This window comes from Streptomyces sp. NPDC001068 (assembly GCF_042897315.1).
Taxonomy (GTDB): domain Bacteria; phylum Actinomycetota; class Actinomycetes; order Streptomycetales; family Streptomycetaceae; genus Streptomyces.
This window is the reverse complement of sequence record NZ_JBIAYD010000012.1, coordinates 287,972-302,527: the sequence shown is the minus strand read 5'-3', so window position 1 is coordinate 302,527 and position 14,556 is coordinate 287,972. Positions and strand designations below refer to the sequence as shown.

The window sequence follows — 14,556 nt, the reverse complement described above, 5'->3', positions numbered from 1 at the left end:
TTATCCGGCGGGTAGTGGGCCACGATCTCTTCCGGCATCACCCTTTTTTGTCTGTGCCCAGGGGCAAGGATCGTCGCCTCCATGCCAGGTCTCCTCCGGAAGACCGCTTCGGCAGTCGCGGCAGAGTCCGGGCGTGGGGGAGCGGAAGCCACGGTCGCAGCCGTCGCAGTTGTGCATGTGGGTGAGGACGGCCGGCGGCGGGGCCGGGGCGCGGAAGGGCGGCGGTGGCGGCAGGCGGTCGGCCAGCCGGTGGGCCAGCAGGGCGGCGGGCCGGTGGAGTGGCTCGGTGGGCAGGTCGGCGGTGAGGGCGTGGCGTACGGCGGTGGGGGTGACGTCCCGTTCCAGCCAGGCCGCGACACCGGGTGCCAGGTGCTCGGTGTCGGTGGCCGACAGCAGCAGCCGGGAGTCGCGGCGGCGGAGGTCCGCGAGGAGGTCGACGGCCTTCTGGACGAGCGCCGGGGAGGGGCAGGCGGGGCGCGGGACGGGGGGCAGGGCCTTCTTGCGGGCGGGCTCGCGCGGTGTCCTGGGCCGTGGCACGGCTTCGGCGTGGTGGGCGCGATGGCCGGGCCGGTTGCAGGAGACGGTGCGGGTGACGATCCGGCCGTCGGCGATCCGTTCGCGTTCACGCCGCAGGTAGCCCTCGGCCTCCAGTTCGTTCAGCGCGGCGGCGATCCGGTCCCTGCCCTCCGGGAAGCGGATCGCCAGGCTCTTGATGTCGACCTGGGCGCCCTTGGGGAGCGACTGGATGTGCACGCCGAGCCCGATCGCGAGCGCCGAGAGGGTGGAGTGCTGGGCCAGGTGGTTGCCGATCACCACGAAGTGGGACGTGTGGCGGGAGTTGTCGTGCAGGAGACCGCCTGCCCCCCGGTTCGGGTGCTTCTTGGCGGCAACACGGGGCTCGGCGCACGAGGGCGCGCTAGGGTTTTCCGTATCCATCGGGAAGGGCTGTCTTCCTAGGTGGTCAGGCCCTCGCACTGGGATTGCAGTCCCGGCGGGGGCCGAAGTTTTTCTGCGGTTGCTGCGCTGAGCGTAGGGCACGCAACCCTCCCCAAAGCCAGTCGAGTTGGGCATATTCACTCGCGGGAGTGACGCTGCGCGACGGGCGGGAGGGGTGGGGCTTGGTGGGGTTCTTTCCCCTGTTTTCGTTCCTTGGGTACTGACGTCCCCCGGAACCGAAGCCCGCGTTCCCGGGGCACGGTGACACGTCGATCTGGGCCCGCAAACAGTGACCGTCAGATCAGAAACCGAGATAGGTGATGTGGACGACGAAGACACGCTCGCTGCGCACCACGACCTGGTAGTTGAACCAGCCGCCGGAGACGATGACGTCGCCGCCCCTCGGGTCGATCCCCTTATGGGCCCGGCCGTGGACATGAAGAGCTTCCGCCGCCCTGACCAACTCGTCGGCCCGTCGTGACACAGCGGCCAGGAAGTCCGCCGGAACGCTGCGCGCGGCCTCTTCGGCCCCGAAGGCGTACTCCCACTTCCAGCTCACCCGCGAACTGCCTTCAGCGCCTCTTCGAGGACCGCGCTCAGCTCGCGGAGGGCTTCTCGCGCGATGGCCGGATCCTCGTGTTCCAGGTCCTTCTCCGCCTGGGCGTAGCGGGCGGACAGGTCCGGCCGGCGGGCGATCTCGATCTCCTTGGCCCAGATCTGGACCCAGCTCTGCACCGGGCTGAGCGACTGCCACTCGACGGCTTGGGCGAAGGCCTCGTCCTTCGTGGCCTGCATCTCGTCCAGACGTCCTGGTGCTACCACGGCAAGGGCCGCGCGCAGGGCGTCCGGCGTCAGCTCGGGACGGGGGACCAGCTCGTGCCCGTGGTCGGCCTGAGTGCTCATGGTGTCCTCCAGTGGGTACCCCGGCCAGAGTATCCGCCGAGACGGCAGGCAACCGGACAGAACGGGATCGGACGGAGGTGACAGCGGGAGTGGAGTGGTCACGAGGAAAGCCCTCCCGTCCCGCAGCGCCTTGGCCCGACCTCAGCCGGGTTCTTCGGGCCTCGGGCGATGTCGATCTCGGCCCACACCGTCTTGCGTGGCGGCAGCCCGGGGGCCACGCCCCACTTGTCCGCGAGCGCCTCCACCAGGACCAGGCCCCGGCCCGACTCGGCGTCCGGGATGAGTGGCCGGGGGCGCGGGGGGAGGTCACCGCGGGTGTCCGTGACCTCGATCCGCAGGGTGTCCCCCACGACGTAGAGGGTGAGGCCGAAGTCGCGTCCCGGCACCCGGCCGTGCGTCGCCGCGTTCGCCGCCAGCTCGGCCACGATCTGCGTCGCGGGCTCCAAGGGCAGACCCCAGGCGCGCAGTTGCTCGGCGGCCAGCAGTCGCGCCAGGCGGGCGCCCCGGGGCGTGGACGAGAGTCGCAGGCTCATGTTGCGGACGGGGGTGGAGATTTCGTCGTTCACGTCACTCAGCGTGGCCGGGCGTGCGTACCGTGACCAGTGATGAAGCGGTTGCGTACGGTGACTGTCCGGTGCTTGTCCGGTGCTGTCCCGGTTGTCGGGAAAGAGGTGAGCGGGATGAGCGCGGACGGCGAGGTGACCGAGCCGGGCTGGGAGGTCGACCCGGACGACGACTGGGGCGTGGCCGTCGTCGCCACGGTCGGGCGTCAGCTGAAGCTGCGGCGGGAGGCGTCGGGGATGCGGGCCGCCGAGTTCGGGGAGGTCGTCGGCTACGGCGAGGACATGGTCTACAAGGTGGAGGGCGGGAAGCGGATCCCTCGTCAGGAGTACCTGAACCGGGCGGACGAGGTGCTGGACGCGGGGGGTCAGATCTCCGCGATGTGGGAGGACGTGAAGAAGGTCCGCTACCCGAAGAAGGTGCGGGAGCTGGCCAAGCTGGAGGGGCAGGCCGTTGAGATCGGGGTGTACGTCGGGCTCAGTCTTCATGGGCTGTTGCAGACGCCGGAGCATGCGCGAGCCATCTTCGACGCAGGGCAGCCAGCGTACTCACCGGACGAGATGGAGCGGTTGGTGGCCGCAAGGATGGCCCGGAAGTCGATCTTCGATCGAGCACCTGCGCCGGCGCTGAGCTTTGTGCAGGAGGAGGCGGCGTTACGTCGACCCGTCGGGGGCACAATGGTCTGGCGTCAGCAGCTCGAACATCTGTTGGAGGTGGGCCAGTTGCGAAACGTCACCCTGCAGGTGATGCCGACGAACTCCGAAGCTCACCCTGGGCTGAGTGGAAAGATCGAGGTGCTGAAGTTTCCGGACGGCTCAGCGGTGGGTCGATCCGACGGCGCGTACAACGGTCGGCCGACCAGTGACCCCAAAGAGCTGCGCATCCTTGAGCTGCGCTACAGCACGATCCGGGCTCAAGCGCTTACGCCAAGGGATTCGCAGGCCTTCATCGAGCAACTGCTGGGAGAAACATGATCCGCATGACCTCATCCGGGGATCCCTCCAGCCTGGCCTGGTTCAAGAGCAGCTATAGCGATGGCCCCGAGGGCGACAGCTGCGTAGAGGTGGCCCTGACCTGGGGCACTAACGGAGAGTCCTGCCTCGAAATAGCCCCCACTCCCGCCACCATCCACGTCCGCGACTCCAAGTACCGAACGGTCGCCGGTCCCCGGCTCGCCCTCGCGCCCGCCGCCTGGGCGCCCTTCGTGGCGTACGCGTCGGGGGACTGAACGCAGGACGGGAGCCCCCGGTGCCGTACCGAGGGCTCCCGCACAGCGCAGCGCGCGGCGTTCGTCAGACGTTGACGCCGAAGTCCTGGGCGATGCCGACCAGGCCGGACGCGTAGCCCTGGCCCACCGCGCGGAACTTCCACTCCGCGCCGTTGCGGTAGAGCTCGCCGAAGACCATCGCGGTCTCGGTGGCCGCGTCCTCGGAGAGGTCGTAGCGGGCGATCTCGGCGCCGCCGGCCTGGTTCACGATGCGGATGTAGGCGTTGCGGACCTGGCCGAAGTTCTGCGAGCGGGTCTCCGCGTCGTAGATCGAGACCGGGAAGACGATCTTGTCGATGTCGGCCGGGAGGCCGGCCAGGTTGACGTTGATCGCCTCGTCGTCGCCGGCGCCCTCGCCCGTGCGGTTGTCGCCGGTGTGGACGATCGTGTTGTCCGGGGTCTGCTTGTTGTTGAAGAAGACGAAGTGGGCGTCGGAGTAGACCTTGCCCTGCGTGTTGACCGCGATCGCCGAGGCGTCGAGGTCGAAGTCCGTGCCGGTGGTCGTGCGGACGTCCCAGCCGAGGCCCACGGTGACGGCGGTCAGGCCCGGGGCCTCCTTGGTGAGCGAGACGTTGCCACCCTTGGACAGGCTTACAGCCATGGTCGGGGAGTCCTTTCCCTCGTTTGCGTACGGCCGTGCGGCGTACGGACTTGAAGCTACAGCTACCGGTATGAACGCCACGAGGGGTACCGAAGGTTCCAGCTCGCTTTACTTTCTTTGCCAAACGGGTGATGAACGATATTCGCGTGACGTGTGCCGGTCAGCCGCGCGACCATGGGGACATGTCCGGTCCGTATCTCATCCGCGGCTCCGTCTCGCTCCCCGAGGCCGAGCTCAACTGGCGTTTCTCGCGGTCGTCCGGGCCGGGCGGCCAGCACGTCAACACCAGCGACTCGCAGGTGGAGCTGCGTTTCGACCTCGCGAACACCTCGGCGCTGCCGCCGGTGTGGAAGGAGCGGGCGCTCGAACGGCTGGCGGGACGGCTCGTCGACGGCGTGGTCGTCGTACGGTCCTCCGAGCACCGCTCGCAGTGGCGCAACCGCGAGACCGCGGCCGTACGCCTCGCGGCGCTCCTCGCGGAGGCCACCGCGCCCCCGCCCAAGCCCCGCACCCCGACACGCATCCCGCGCGGCATCAACGAACGCCGGCTACGGGAGAAGAAACAACGGTCGGACACCAAGCGGGGCCGCTCGGGCCGGGACTGGTCGTAACGGCCGGCTGTGGATCGAGCCCGCGGATCTCCCGTGGGATTTCCGTTCGCGATCGCACCGCGCCGCGTCTCACGGTGCCGCGTATCGGCCTTTCGGTGCGCTCCCGCGGAAAGCGTGCTCGCGTGAATTGAAAAACAGACCGCGCGGTCTCATCCAAGCTGTCGGTAACGGCCGCGGAAATACATCAGCGGGCCGCCTTCCGCGCTCGGGAGTTCGGCGGTGAGGACGCGGCCGATGACGAGGGTGTGGTCGCCGGCCGTGACGCGTTGCTCGGTGCGGCACTCCAGGGTCGCGAGGGCGCCGCCGACCAGTGGCGCGCCCGAGGCCTCGCCGCGTACGTACGGGATGTCCTCGAAGAGCAGGCGGTCGCTGATGCGGCCCTTCATCGCGAACCGGCCGGCGATGTGGCGCTGGCTCTCGGTGAGCACGGACACCGCCCACAGCGGCTGTTCGTCCAGCAGGTCGTCCATCCGGGCCCCGGTACGCAGGCTGACCAGCACCAACGGGGGGTCGAGCGACACCGACACGAACGCGGTGGCGGTCATGCCGACGTCCTCGCCCGCCGGCGCCAGCGGGTCGTCCGGGTCGAGCGGCGGCTCCTGCGCGGTCACCAGGACCACGCCCGCGGCGAGCCGGGCCAGGGCCGCCTTGAACGCATCGTTGCTCACCCCCACAGCATGCCCGGTGGCTTCTGTGACGGTGGGGGAGGGAGTCTTCAGCACACCGGAAACGCTAGTGTCGGCCCCTGTGCGACCGCATCGGCCATCGGCCCGAGCCGGGTCCTAGGACCAAGGGCGGGGTGGCGAAAGCTCGTAACGTGCATCATGTGCGCACACTCCCGAAGACCGTGTTCGGTAAACGCACAGGGAAAACGCAGAAACTCCACGCAATTGCTCATCTTCCGCTGTGACTTGAGTCACAAGGGGCATTTATTGTTGACCCTGTGTACCGAGTGGGGAGCGCGCTGTGATTCAGTGGCGGGGGAAAGTAGCGCCGAAGCAGACCCTTGATTCGCTGCGAGGTCTCGGGGGGAGGGCGAACATGGAGACCGAGTCGGAACCCTACGTCCGTCTTGCGTCCCTGCGACAACTGCACCAGGTCATGGCCGACATGAACACGGCCCGCAGCCTGGCGGACACACTGCAGACCGTGGCCGACGGCGTGATCACCGCCCTCGGCTTCGAGATGGCCTGCGTCAATCTCGTGCGCCCCGACGGCGATCTCGTCGTCGCGGCCCTCTCCGGCAACTCCGCCGCCGAGGCCCTGATCACCGGCCGGGCCGGCTCCCGCGACTCCTGGGACCGGCGGCTGAACATGGGCGAGAAGTGGGGCGACCTCGTCTTCATACCGCACACCGAGGGCTGGGTCCTCGACGACGACGACGTCCCGCAGTGGTACACCGACGGTCCCGCGCCCCGCTTCGAGGACGAGTGGCACCCCTCGGACCGGCTCTTCGCCCCCATGTACACGCCCGGCATATCGGGCAGCTCCTGCGGCGAACTGCTCGGCGTGATCTCCGTGGACCGCCCGCGCAACGGCCGGCACCCCGGCGCCTGGGGCCGCGAGGCCCTGCAGATGTACGCCTTCCAGGCCGCGATCGCCATCAGCAACGCGCGTCTACGTGCCAACATGCAGCGCGCCCTGGTCAGGCTGGAGCGCGAGCAGCAGGCCCTGCGCGCCAGCGAGGAATCCTTCCGGCAGGCCTTCGAGTACGCGCCGTCCGGCATGGCGATAGCCGAGATGGGCGGCGACCAGCACGGACGGATACTGCGCACCAACGACGCCCTGTGCCGCCTGCTGGGCCGCCCCGCCTCCGCGATGCGCCGCTACTCCTTCTCCGACCTGGTCCACCCCGAGGACATCGGCACCCTGCTGCGCACCTCCGCGGAGGGCGGCCGCGCCGAGCTCCGTCTCGGCCGCCGGGACGGCACGTACGTGTGGGTGTCGCTCCGCAACTCCGTCGTCGCCGACGCCGCCGACGGCCCCCGCTTCCTCCTCACCCACGTCGAGGACATAGAGGAGCGCAAGCGCCGCGAGCTCCAGCTCGCCCACCGCGCCTCCCACGACTCCCTGACCGGCCTGCCGAACTCCGCCGAGCTGCGCTCCCGGCTCTCCTCCCGGCTCTGCCGGCGCGCAGACACCGACGGCCTGGAGTCCCTGGACGCGGCCTACGGCCACCCCGCCTACGACCTCAACGGCCACGGGTTCGACTTCGCCGCGTCGGTCCAGTCGTACGACGGCTACGACCACCATGTGCACACCGTGGCCCCCGAGGAGGGCCGCGACGACGGTGCCAAGGGGCTCGCGGTGCTCTTCTGCGACCTGGACGGCTTCAAGTCGATCAACGACCGGTTCGGTCACAACGCGGGCGACGCGGTCCTGATCGAGGTCGCCCGGCGGCTCAGCCGGGGGGTGCGGGACGGGGACACGGTGGCCCGTCTCGGCGGCGACGAGTTCGTGATCCTCGCCGACGGGCTCGGCAAGGCGGACGCCCAGGACCTGGCCGTACGCCTGCGCAACGAGATCATCCAGCCGATCCGCGCCGAGGACCGGGCGGTCCGGGTGGGCGCCAGCTTCGGCATCGGGTGGGCGCACTGTGGCATGACGGCGGACGAAGTCCTGAAATCCGCGGACGAGCGGATGTACATAGAGAAACGATCTCGTCCCAAACAACATCGCCGTGCCGGATGACGCCCAGGTCATCCCTTTGATGCGGTCGGAGTCACCCGTTTGGCTCAGTCGGACCGGGTAGGCTCGACTCTCAATACCTGTACCGCATCCGCCCGCACCTGTTGAGGAGTACCAAGGGATGACGCCCGGCAACAACGGCGCGAGCACGCCCGAGGACGAGGACCCGTTCGGCTACCTGTACGCCGACGGCCAGGCCAGAGGAGCCCAGCCGCCGTCCGGCTCCGGTGGCTATGGCTACCCGAACGCGGTCAGCAGAGTGCGCTCGGTCGGCGAGCGGACCTACGGCGGCCAGCAGCAGGCGCCGCAGGCACCGCCGTACGGCGGCCAGACCATCCCGCAGCAGCAGCAGCAGCAGCCGGGCGGCGGCGGGTACGGCCAGCCGCCGTCCGCCGCCTACCAGGCCCCGGAGACCTTCCCGGGCGGCGCGCAGACCACCCGCCAGCAGACGCCGTCCTCCGGCCGCGGCCGGGGCCCGAACACCAAGGGTCTCCTCATCGGCGCGATCGCGGTGGTCGCGGCGGTCGTCATCGGCATCAGCGTCGCGATGATGAACGGCAACGGCGACGACGACAAGGCGGGCGCCGACACCTCCACCCCCCCGGCCCAGTCCGAGTCCCCCTCCGCGACCCCGTCGAGCACGAGCTCGGTCTCGGCGTCGGGTGACATCCCGCCGATCGACGCGAAGGCCCTCCGTCTGGACGGTGGCGCCTCCCTGGCATCGGACGTGAAGGGTGCGAAGTCCGACGGCGGCATCTACGTCGGGAACTTCAACCAGGCGGGCGCATCGATCACCTGGACCGTGAACGGGGTCACAGAGGCCGGCAAGTACACGCTGTTCTCCACCTACGGCGTTCCCGGCAAGGACGCCAGCGCCACCCTCACGATCAACGGCACGGCGCAGGATCGTCCGATAAATCTCGGGAACTTCGCCAAGGCGCCGGCGGGTGACTACGAAAAGGGCTGGACCAACACCTGGGCGGACATCACGCTCAACAAGGGCACCAACACCATCAAGATCTCCTGCGAGCAGGGCAACCAGTGCGACGTCAACTTCGACCAGCTCTGGCTGAAGTCGGGCTGGAAGTAGTCCCTCTGGACGGGAAGGTGCCGCCGCCGGGTGAACGCGGCGGCACAGGTCGGTGTGGTCGTGCCGGTTCTACGCCGCGCTGGCCTCGCCCGACACCCTGACCCGGGGCAGGAGTTCGGTGTACGTGGCCGGGTCGTACTCGCCGGCCGCCGGTGCCCGCACCGTCGCCGCCGACAGGGCGACCGCCCGGGCCAGTCGGTCCGGCCAGGGGAGTTGTTCCACCAGGCCGGAGAGCAGGGCGGCGACCGCTGAGTCGCCCGCGCCGGTCGGGTTGCCGCGCACCGGGGCCGGGGGCGTCGCCTGCCAACGGCCCTCCGGGGTCACCGCGAGCAGGCCCCGCGGGCCCAGGGAGGCGACCACCGTGCGGGCACCGCGGCGGCGGGCGTCCTGGGTCGCTCGGGTCGGGTCGTGGGAGCCGGTGAGTTCGGCCAGTTCGTCGGTGTTCGGCTTGAGCAGGTCCGGGCGGGCGGCGACCCCGCGCCGCAGCGGCTCCCCGCTGGTGTCGAGGAGCACGGGGACACCGGCGGAACGGGCCGTCCTTATCAGGCCCGCGTACGCTCCCACCGGCACCCCCGGCGGCAGGCTGCCGCACAGTGCCACCGCCGAGCAGCCCGGCAGCAGTTCCTCGTAGCGGTCGAGGAAGGCGCCCCACTCGGCGGGCGCTATCTGCGGGCCCGGCTCGTTCAACTGGGTCGTGTCGCCCGACAGTTCGTCCACGACCGCGATGGTGCGCCGGGTCGCCCCGGTGACCGGCAGCAGCGCGTCCACCACCCCCGCCGACTCCGCGAGCCGTTCCCGTACCGCGTGCCCGGTGGCCCCGCCCGCGAAGCCGGTGACCGTCGTCTCGTGCCCGAGCGAGGCCAGTACCCGGGCCACGTTCACGCCCTTGCCGCCCGGCCGTTCGGTGACGTCCGAGACCCGGTGCGAGGTGTGCGGGCGCAGGGAGCCGACCCGGTAGGTGATGTCGAGAGCGGTGTTCAGGGTGACCGTGAGGATCATCGGGCGACCTCCCTCGCGCATGCCCGTGCCGTCCGTCGGGGGGTCCCGATCATGCCTACGGACGCCGAGCGGCCTAGAGTTGCCGTCCGTCGAGGGTGTTCGCCTCCGGTCTGGTGTGCAGGATCTCGCGGGCCTGCTCCGCGGCGCGGGCGATGCTCTCGCTCACGAAGTCGAGGAAGCGGGCGATGTTCTCCAGGCGGGTGGCCGCCGGGGTGCCGGGGACGAGGACGCCGACACCCTGCCGGGCGATCTCGACCATCCGGAGGGTGGACCGGGCGCTGGCCATCATCGACTGGTACCAGATGTCGTCGTCGACGACGTAGCGCTCGCGGCGGCCCTCGCCCTGTTCCCGGCGGGCCAGTCCCTGGCTCTCCAGGAACGCGATCGCCTTGGAGACGGACGCCGGACTGACCTGCAGGTGCTCGACGAGTTCGGACGCGGTGAGGCTGCCGGTGTCGGTGAGGGTGAGGGAGGCCATCACCCGGGCCGGCATCGCGCTCATGCCCGAGGCCATCATGACGGTGGTCAGCGTCTCCTCGTAGGCGCGTACGGCCTCCGGGTCGCGTCCGTGCGCGGGCGAGGGCGCCTCGGTCCCCCGGGGCGCGGTCTGCCCGCGTCGGTGGGCGCGGCGTTCGGTGGCCCGGTGGGCCTGGTCGGCGCGGTAGGCGGTGGGGCCGCCGTTGCGCAGCACTTCGCGGGTGACCGTCGAGGTCGGACGGTCCAGGCCTCTGGCGATCTCGGCGTAGGCGAGGCCGTCGGCCAGTCCCAGCGCGATCTGCCGGCGTTCCTGCTGGGTGAGTCTGCCTCCCGGCATCGCGGTCTCCTCCGTGTCCCTCGGTGTGGCCCCCAGCGTAGCGTTCACGTCCAGTCCATTGCAACGGTCGAGAAGTCGTCGTTGCGTTCATCTCGAAAGTCAACGCAACAATTTCCATACTCTGGCCTGCAGTTAAGGCATTCGCGGGCGATCGATCCGTTGCTCGATCGATGAATGCAACGTAGCGTTTCTCTCATCGGAAACAGCGATCCAGAGGAGAGCACGATGCAGAAGTTCGACACCCCCGCCCCGGTCTCCGCCGTCCTGGAGATCCCCGCCGGACGCGTCCAGCTCATCGCCGCGGACCGCGCCGACACCACCGTCGAGGTCCGGCCCGCCGACCCCGGCAGGAACCGGGACGTCAAGGCCGCCGAGCAGACCACCGTCGCCTACGCCGACGGCGTCCTGCGGATCGCGGTCGCGGCGTCCGGCGGCAGGCTCCTCGGGCCGTCCGGGTCCGTGGAGGTCACCGTCCAGCTGCCGGCCGGCTCCCGCGTCGAGGCCGTCACCTCCGGCGCCGAGCTGCGCGGTGTCGGGCGCCTCGGCGACGTCTCCTTCGAAGGCGCCTATCGCCAGATCAAGATCGACGAGGTCGCCGGCCTCCGCCTCACCGCGCTCGACGGCGATGTCGAGGTCGGCCGGCTGGGCGGCCCGGCCGAGATCAGCACCGCCCGGGGCGACATCCGGATCACCGAGGCCGTGCGCGGCGCGGTCGTGCTCCGCACCCAGGACGGCGACATCGTGGTCGGCGCCGCCGCCGGCGTCCCGGCCGTCCTGGACGCCGGTACCGGTCTCGGCCGGGTCAGCAACGCCCTCAAGAACGACGGCACCGCCGAACTCGACATCCGGGCCACCACCGCCCGCGGCGACATCACCGCCCGCAGCCTCTGAACAACGAGCAGCACCACACCCGTTCGCGCCACCGGCAGTCTCACCTACAGGGGGAACAGATGACGAACGACAGCACTTCCGCGGTCGGTTCGCGGTGGACCGGCATGGTCCCGGTCGACGACACGGCCCTGGCCGTCACCGACACCGGCGGCAGCGGCACCCCGGTGCTCTACCTCAACGGCCAGTTCGCCACCCAGGGGTACTGGCAGCGGGTCGTCGCCGAACTCGGCCCCGACTGGCGGCACATCACCTACGACGAACGGGCCCGCGGCCGGAAGTCGGGACGCTCGGCGGACTACTCCTTCGAGGCGGCCGTCCGGGACGTGGACGCCGTGCTCGCGGCCAGAGGGGTGGAGCGGGCGCTGGTGGTGGGCTGGTCCTACGGGGCGGTCGTCGGGGCGCACTGGGCGGCCCGGAACCCGGAGCGTGCCCTGGGCGCGGTGCTGGTCGACGGCGCGGCGCCGTACGACTGGCTGGACGAGGCCATGGAGCAGCGGATCCGGAAGCTGTTCCGGCGGATGGGCTGGTTCATGCCGCTGCTGCGCCCGACCGGCCTGACCCCGCGGATGAACCCCGCGCAGATGGCGGAGTCCAACATCGAGCTCGGCAGGCTCTCCCGCGAACGCGAGCTGGGTCCGGTGCTGGACCGCATCAGGGTTCCGGTGCGGTACGTGCTCGCCTCCGGGACGTCGCTGGGCAGCAAGGGCGACGAGCAGGAGGAGATCCGCGCCGGTCTTGACCAGGTGTTCGACAGGAACCCGGACATCCGGCTCAGCGCGAAGGTCGCCAGCAACCACGGGGCGATCCTGAAGAAGGACTTCCGGGCCGTCGCCGACGCGGTGCGCGAGGCGGCCGCCGCGGACCGCACGAAGCGTTGACGGACCGGGCACCACCGCCGTCACGTCGAGGGCCCCGCCACCGTACGAAGGTGGCGGGGCCCGCCGTCTCAGCGCGCGTCGGCGGCCGGCGGAAGCTCCGGTACGACCACCCACTCGCCCTGGCGCATCACGCCCTTCAGCGTGAAGTCGGCGTCCAGGACCAGCAGGTCCGCGTCCTTGCCGGGTTCCAGGGAGCCGACCCGGTCGTAACGGCCCAGCAGCCGGGCCGGGTTGGCGGACAGGGCGGCGACCGCGTGCTCCACGGGCAGCCGGTCGACCGTCACCGCCCGCCGCAGCGCGCGGTCCAGGGTGAGCGTGGAGCCGGCGATGGAACCGCCCTCCACCAGCCGGGCCACCCCGTCCGTGACCTCTACCTCCAGCGGGCCCAGCAGGTAACGGCCGTCGCCGCTGCCGGCCGCGTCCATGGCGTCCGTGATGAACGCGACCCGGTCCGGGCCCGCGTGGTGGAAGGCCAACTGCAGGGCGGCCGGGTGGAGATGGGTGCCGTCGTCGATCAGCTCGACGGTCACCCGCTCGTCCTCCAGGAGGGCGGCGATCGGGCCGGGGGCGCGGTGGCCGATCTGCGGCATCGCGTTGAAGAGGTGGGTGGCGACCGTGGCGCCCGCGTCGATCGCCTCCAGCGTCTGCTCGTACGACGCGTCGGTGTGGCCGACGGCGGCGATGACGCCGTGCTCGACGAGCAGCCGTACGGAGTCGATGCCGCCGGGGAGTTCGGTGGCGAGTGTGACCATCGCGGCGTGCCCGCGCGCGGCGTCGATCAGCTTGCGGACCTCCGCCGGGTCCGGGTCGCGCAGCAGGGCCTCGGAGTGGGCGCCCTTGCGGCACGGGGAGATGAACGGGCCCTCGAAGTGGACACCCGCGATCTCCCCCTGCTCGGCCAGCTCCGAGAGCAGGCCGGCCTGGCGGGCGAGGACGTCCATGTCGTCGGTGACGGTGGAGGCGACGAGGGTGGTGGTGCCGTGCGCGCGGTGGGTGCGGACGCCGGTGAGGATCTGCTCCGCGGTGCCGGAGCTGAAGGAGGCTCCGCCGCCGCCGTGGTTGTGGATGTCGACGAATCCCGGCAGGAGCCAGTGGCCGGTGACGTCGACGACCTGGGCGTCCTCCGGGGCGGTGGCGGCGATTCTCGTGCCGTCGACGACCACTTGGCCCTTGTCGACGACTCCGGTGGGGAGGACTACCCGGGCGCCGTCGAGGACCAGACCACGCGTGCCGGAGTGCGGGTGCGCGGGGGCTGGTCGCGCAGTTCCCCGCGCCCCCGAGGGGGCGCTGTCCTTGCGCTCATTGGCAGCCATCAGGGCATTACCTCCGGAGTAGTAGTCGTAGTCAGCAGGTCCTGGGCGAGCAGGCCCGCCCCCAAGCAGCCCGCGGTGTCTCCCAGGGCGGCCGGGACGATCGTCGGCGGCTTCTGGAAGGTGACCCGGCTCCGTACGGCCTCCCGCAGCGGCTCGAACAGTACGTCTCCCGCCTCCGCCAGACCGCCACCGATGATCAGGACACGCGGGTCCAGCAGGGTGAGGGCGGTGACCAGGCCGTCGGCCAGGGCGTCCACCGCCTCCTCCCACACCCGGACGGCGTTCGGGTCACCGGACGCGACGGACCTGGCGCAGTGCGCCGCGTCCGCGTCCGGGTCGCCGGTGGCCTTCGCCCACGCCTCGCTCACCGCGGCCGCCGACGCGTACCGCTCCAGGCAGCCGTACTGCCCGCACGGGCAGGGGACACCCTGTGGCCGGACCACGATGTGGCCGATCTCGCCCGCGAAGCCGTGCGCGCCCGGCTCCACCCGGCCGTCCAGGCCGAAGCCGCCCGCGATGCCGGTGCCGAGCGCGACGAAGAAGAAGCGGTCGGCGCCCTTGCCCGCGCCGAGCCTGCCCTCCGCCAGGCCGCCGGTGCGCACGTCGTGGCCCAGGGCGACCGGGATGCCGAGTCGGTCGGCGAGCAGGGCGCGCAGGGGTACGTCGCGCCAGCCGAGGTTGGCGGAGAAGACGGCGACGCCGTTCGGCTCGTCGACTATGCCGGGCACGGCGAGGCCGACCGCGGCCGCGCCCTCGCCGAAGTGCCGCTCGCCGTGGGCGTACAGGTCGGCGGCGAAACCGACGATGGCGTCCACGACGGCCTCGGGGCCGCGGTCGCGGCCGGTCGCCCGGCGGTCCTGGTGGAGCAGCCCGCCGTCCAGGCCGACCAGCGCCGCCTTCATTCCGGTGCCGCCCACGTCCAGGGCGATGACATGTCTCACGGGAACAGTGTGGCCCTCCGACCCGCAAGAGGTCTAGTCCACTTACGTGGTGTAGACCTTATG

The 14,556-nt window shown here is 70.9% G+C and carries 17 protein-coding genes; 7 read left to right on the top strand and 10 right to left on the bottom strand.

Annotation, left to right across the window (positions count from 1 at the left end):
- From ACFY3I_RS32375 to ACFY3I_RS32360, 4 genes are all read right to left on the bottom strand, one after another.
- Entirely contained in the window at positions 1 to 936 is a 936-nt protein-coding gene (locus tag ACFY3I_RS32375) for a helix-turn-helix domain-containing protein (protein ID WP_390864617.1), read from the bottom strand.
- Between the two features lie 301 nt (positions 937 to 1,237).
- Positions 1,238 to 1,495: a hypothetical protein gene (locus tag ACFY3I_RS32370; RefSeq protein WP_390864616.1), complete on the bottom strand. Its 258-nt coding sequence runs from the start codon at positions 1,493 to 1,495 to the stop codon at positions 1,238 to 1,240.
- Positions 1,492 to 1,839 carry a hypothetical protein gene (locus ACFY3I_RS32365; RefSeq protein WP_390864615.1) on the bottom strand — a complete coding sequence of 116 codons (348 nt, stop codon included), beginning with the start codon at positions 1,837 to 1,839 and terminating at the stop codon, positions 1,492 to 1,494. Before ACFY3I_RS32365 ends, ACFY3I_RS32370 begins: the two co-directional genes overlap by 4 nt.
- 98 nt (positions 1,840 to 1,937) lie before the next feature.
- On the bottom strand, positions 1,938 to 2,405 hold the full coding sequence (locus ACFY3I_RS32360; RefSeq protein WP_390864614.1) for an ATP-binding protein: 468 nt from the start codon (positions 2,403 to 2,405) through the stop codon (positions 1,938 to 1,940).
- A 114-nt stretch (positions 2,406 to 2,519) separates the two neighbouring features.
- Here ACFY3I_RS32360 and ACFY3I_RS32355 point away from each other — a divergent pair, with 114 nt between their 5' ends.
- Both ACFY3I_RS32355 and ACFY3I_RS32350 read left to right on the top strand, forming a co-directional pair.
- The gene (locus ACFY3I_RS32355) at positions 2,520 to 3,374 is read left to right on the top strand and encodes a helix-turn-helix domain-containing protein (RefSeq protein WP_390864613.1); all 855 of its coding nucleotides are present in this window, start codon (positions 2,520 to 2,522) and stop codon (positions 3,372 to 3,374) included.
- Positions 3,371 to 3,628, top strand: coding sequence for a DUF397 domain-containing protein (locus ACFY3I_RS32350; RefSeq protein ID WP_390864612.1), 258 nt, complete (start codon positions 3,371 to 3,373; stop codon positions 3,626 to 3,628). Before ACFY3I_RS32355 ends, ACFY3I_RS32350 begins: the two co-directional genes overlap by 4 nt.
- A 64-nt stretch (positions 3,629 to 3,692) precedes the next feature.
- On the opposite strand, the gene ACFY3I_RS32345 is transcribed toward ACFY3I_RS32350, so the two are convergent.
- A complete protein-coding gene (locus tag ACFY3I_RS32345) occupies positions 3,693 to 4,268 on the bottom strand; it encodes a TerD family protein (protein WP_089101822.1) in 576 nt (191 codons plus the stop codon).
- A gap of 182 nt (positions 4,269 to 4,450) precedes the next feature.
- Here ACFY3I_RS32345 and arfB point away from each other — a divergent pair, with 182 nt between their 5' ends.
- Positions 4,451 to 4,879 (top strand): alternative ribosome rescue aminoacyl-tRNA hydrolase ArfB, encoded by a 429-nt coding sequence (gene arfB / locus ACFY3I_RS32340; protein WP_390864611.1) that lies wholly within the window; start codon positions 4,451 to 4,453, stop codon positions 4,877 to 4,879.
- A gap of 149 nt (positions 4,880 to 5,028) precedes the next feature.
- On the opposite strand, the gene ACFY3I_RS32335 is transcribed toward arfB, so the two are convergent.
- On the bottom strand, positions 5,029 to 5,547 hold the full coding sequence (locus ACFY3I_RS32335; protein WP_390864610.1) for a flavin reductase family protein: 519 nt from the start codon (positions 5,545 to 5,547) through the stop codon (positions 5,029 to 5,031).
- A 373-nt stretch (positions 5,548 to 5,920) separates the two neighbouring features.
- On the opposite strand from ACFY3I_RS32335, the gene cdgB reads away from it, so the two are divergent.
- Positions 5,921 to 7,570: a diguanylate cyclase CdgB gene (gene cdgB / locus ACFY3I_RS32330; protein ID WP_365289675.1), complete on the top strand. Its 1,650-nt coding sequence runs from the start codon at positions 5,921 to 5,923 to the stop codon at positions 7,568 to 7,570.
- 118 nt (positions 7,571 to 7,688) lie between these two features.
- Positions 7,689 to 8,657: a CBM35 domain-containing protein gene (locus ACFY3I_RS32325; RefSeq protein WP_390864609.1), complete on the top strand. Its 969-nt coding sequence runs from the start codon at positions 7,689 to 7,691 to the stop codon at positions 8,655 to 8,657.
- Positions 8,658 to 8,726: 69 nt separating this feature from the next.
- Here ACFY3I_RS32325 and ACFY3I_RS32320 read toward each other — a convergent pair whose 3' ends face one another.
- Positions 8,727 to 9,656, bottom strand: coding sequence for a 1-phosphofructokinase family hexose kinase (locus ACFY3I_RS32320; protein WP_390864608.1), 930 nt, complete (start codon positions 9,654 to 9,656; stop codon positions 8,727 to 8,729).
- Positions 9,657 to 9,729: 73 nt separating this feature from the next.
- The gene (locus ACFY3I_RS32315) at positions 9,730 to 10,470 is read right to left on the bottom strand and encodes a helix-turn-helix domain-containing protein (protein ID WP_390864607.1); all 741 of its coding nucleotides are present in this window, start codon (positions 10,468 to 10,470) and stop codon (positions 9,730 to 9,732) included.
- 225 nt (positions 10,471 to 10,695) lie between these two features.
- Between ACFY3I_RS32315 and ACFY3I_RS32310 the strand changes: the two genes are divergently transcribed.
- Both ACFY3I_RS32310 and ACFY3I_RS32305 read left to right on the top strand, forming a co-directional pair.
- On the top strand, positions 10,696 to 11,361 hold the full coding sequence (locus tag ACFY3I_RS32310) for a DUF4097 family beta strand repeat-containing protein (RefSeq protein ID WP_390864606.1): 666 nt from the start codon (positions 10,696 to 10,698) through the stop codon (positions 11,359 to 11,361).
- A gap of 59 nt (positions 11,362 to 11,420) precedes the next feature.
- Positions 11,421 to 12,239 (top strand): alpha/beta fold hydrolase, encoded by an 819-nt coding sequence (locus tag ACFY3I_RS32305; protein WP_390864605.1) that lies wholly within the window; start codon positions 11,421 to 11,423, stop codon positions 12,237 to 12,239.
- Positions 12,240 to 12,307: 68 nt separating this feature from the next.
- Here the strand turns inward: ACFY3I_RS32305 and nagA are convergent, their stop codons facing one another.
- Positions 12,308 to 13,552, bottom strand: a complete 1,245-nt coding sequence (nagA, locus tag ACFY3I_RS32300; RefSeq protein ID WP_390864604.1) for an N-acetylglucosamine-6-phosphate deacetylase — start codon at positions 13,550 to 13,552, stop codon at positions 12,308 to 12,310.
- Positions 13,552 to 14,493: an ROK family protein gene (locus ACFY3I_RS32295; protein WP_390864603.1), complete on the bottom strand. Its 942-nt coding sequence runs from the start codon at positions 14,491 to 14,493 to the stop codon at positions 13,552 to 13,554. Before ACFY3I_RS32295 ends, nagA begins: the two co-directional genes overlap by 1 nt.
- Positions 14,494 to 14,556: the final 63 nt, after the last annotated feature.

What these genes read in the sequence shown, in the direction of transcription:
- ACFY3I_RS32375 (WP_390864617.1), bottom strand. Translation starts at nt 936, where the DNA reads ATGGATACGGAAAACCCTAGCGCGCCCTCGTGCGCCGAGCCCCGTGTT.
- ACFY3I_RS32365 (WP_390864615.1), bottom strand. Translation starts at nt 1,839, where the DNA reads ATGAGCACTCAGGCCGACCACGGGCACGAGCTGGTCCCCCGTCCCGAG.
- ACFY3I_RS32355 (WP_390864613.1), top strand. Translation starts at nt 2,520, where the DNA reads ATGAGCGCGGACGGCGAGGTGACCGAGCCGGGCTGGGAGGTCGACCCG.
- ACFY3I_RS32350 (WP_390864612.1), top strand. Translation starts at nt 3,371, where the DNA reads ATGATCCGCATGACCTCATCCGGGGATCCCTCCAGCCTGGCCTGGTTC.
- ACFY3I_RS32345 (WP_089101822.1), bottom strand. Translation starts at nt 4,268, where the DNA reads ATGGCTGTAAGCCTGTCCAAGGGTGGCAACGTCTCGCTCACCAAGGAG.
- arfB (WP_390864611.1), top strand. Translation starts at nt 4,451, where the DNA reads ATGTCCGGTCCGTATCTCATCCGCGGCTCCGTCTCGCTCCCCGAGGCC.
- cdgB (WP_365289675.1), top strand. Translation starts at nt 5,921, where the DNA reads ATGGAGACCGAGTCGGAACCCTACGTCCGTCTTGCGTCCCTGCGACAA.
- ACFY3I_RS32325 (WP_390864609.1), top strand. Translation starts at nt 7,689, where the DNA reads ATGACGCCCGGCAACAACGGCGCGAGCACGCCCGAGGACGAGGACCCG.
- ACFY3I_RS32320 (WP_390864608.1), bottom strand. Translation starts at nt 9,656, where the DNA reads ATGATCCTCACGGTCACCCTGAACACCGCTCTCGACATCACCTACCGG.
- ACFY3I_RS32315 (WP_390864607.1), bottom strand. Translation starts at nt 10,470, where the DNA reads ATGCCGGGAGGCAGACTCACCCAGCAGGAACGCCGGCAGATCGCGCTG.
- ACFY3I_RS32310 (WP_390864606.1), top strand. Translation starts at nt 10,696, where the DNA reads ATGCAGAAGTTCGACACCCCCGCCCCGGTCTCCGCCGTCCTGGAGATC.
- ACFY3I_RS32305 (WP_390864605.1), top strand. Translation starts at nt 11,421, where the DNA reads ATGACGAACGACAGCACTTCCGCGGTCGGTTCGCGGTGGACCGGCATG.
- nagA (WP_390864604.1), bottom strand. Translation starts at nt 13,552, where the DNA reads ATGGCTGCCAATGAGCGCAAGGACAGCGCCCCCTCGGGGGCGCGGGGA.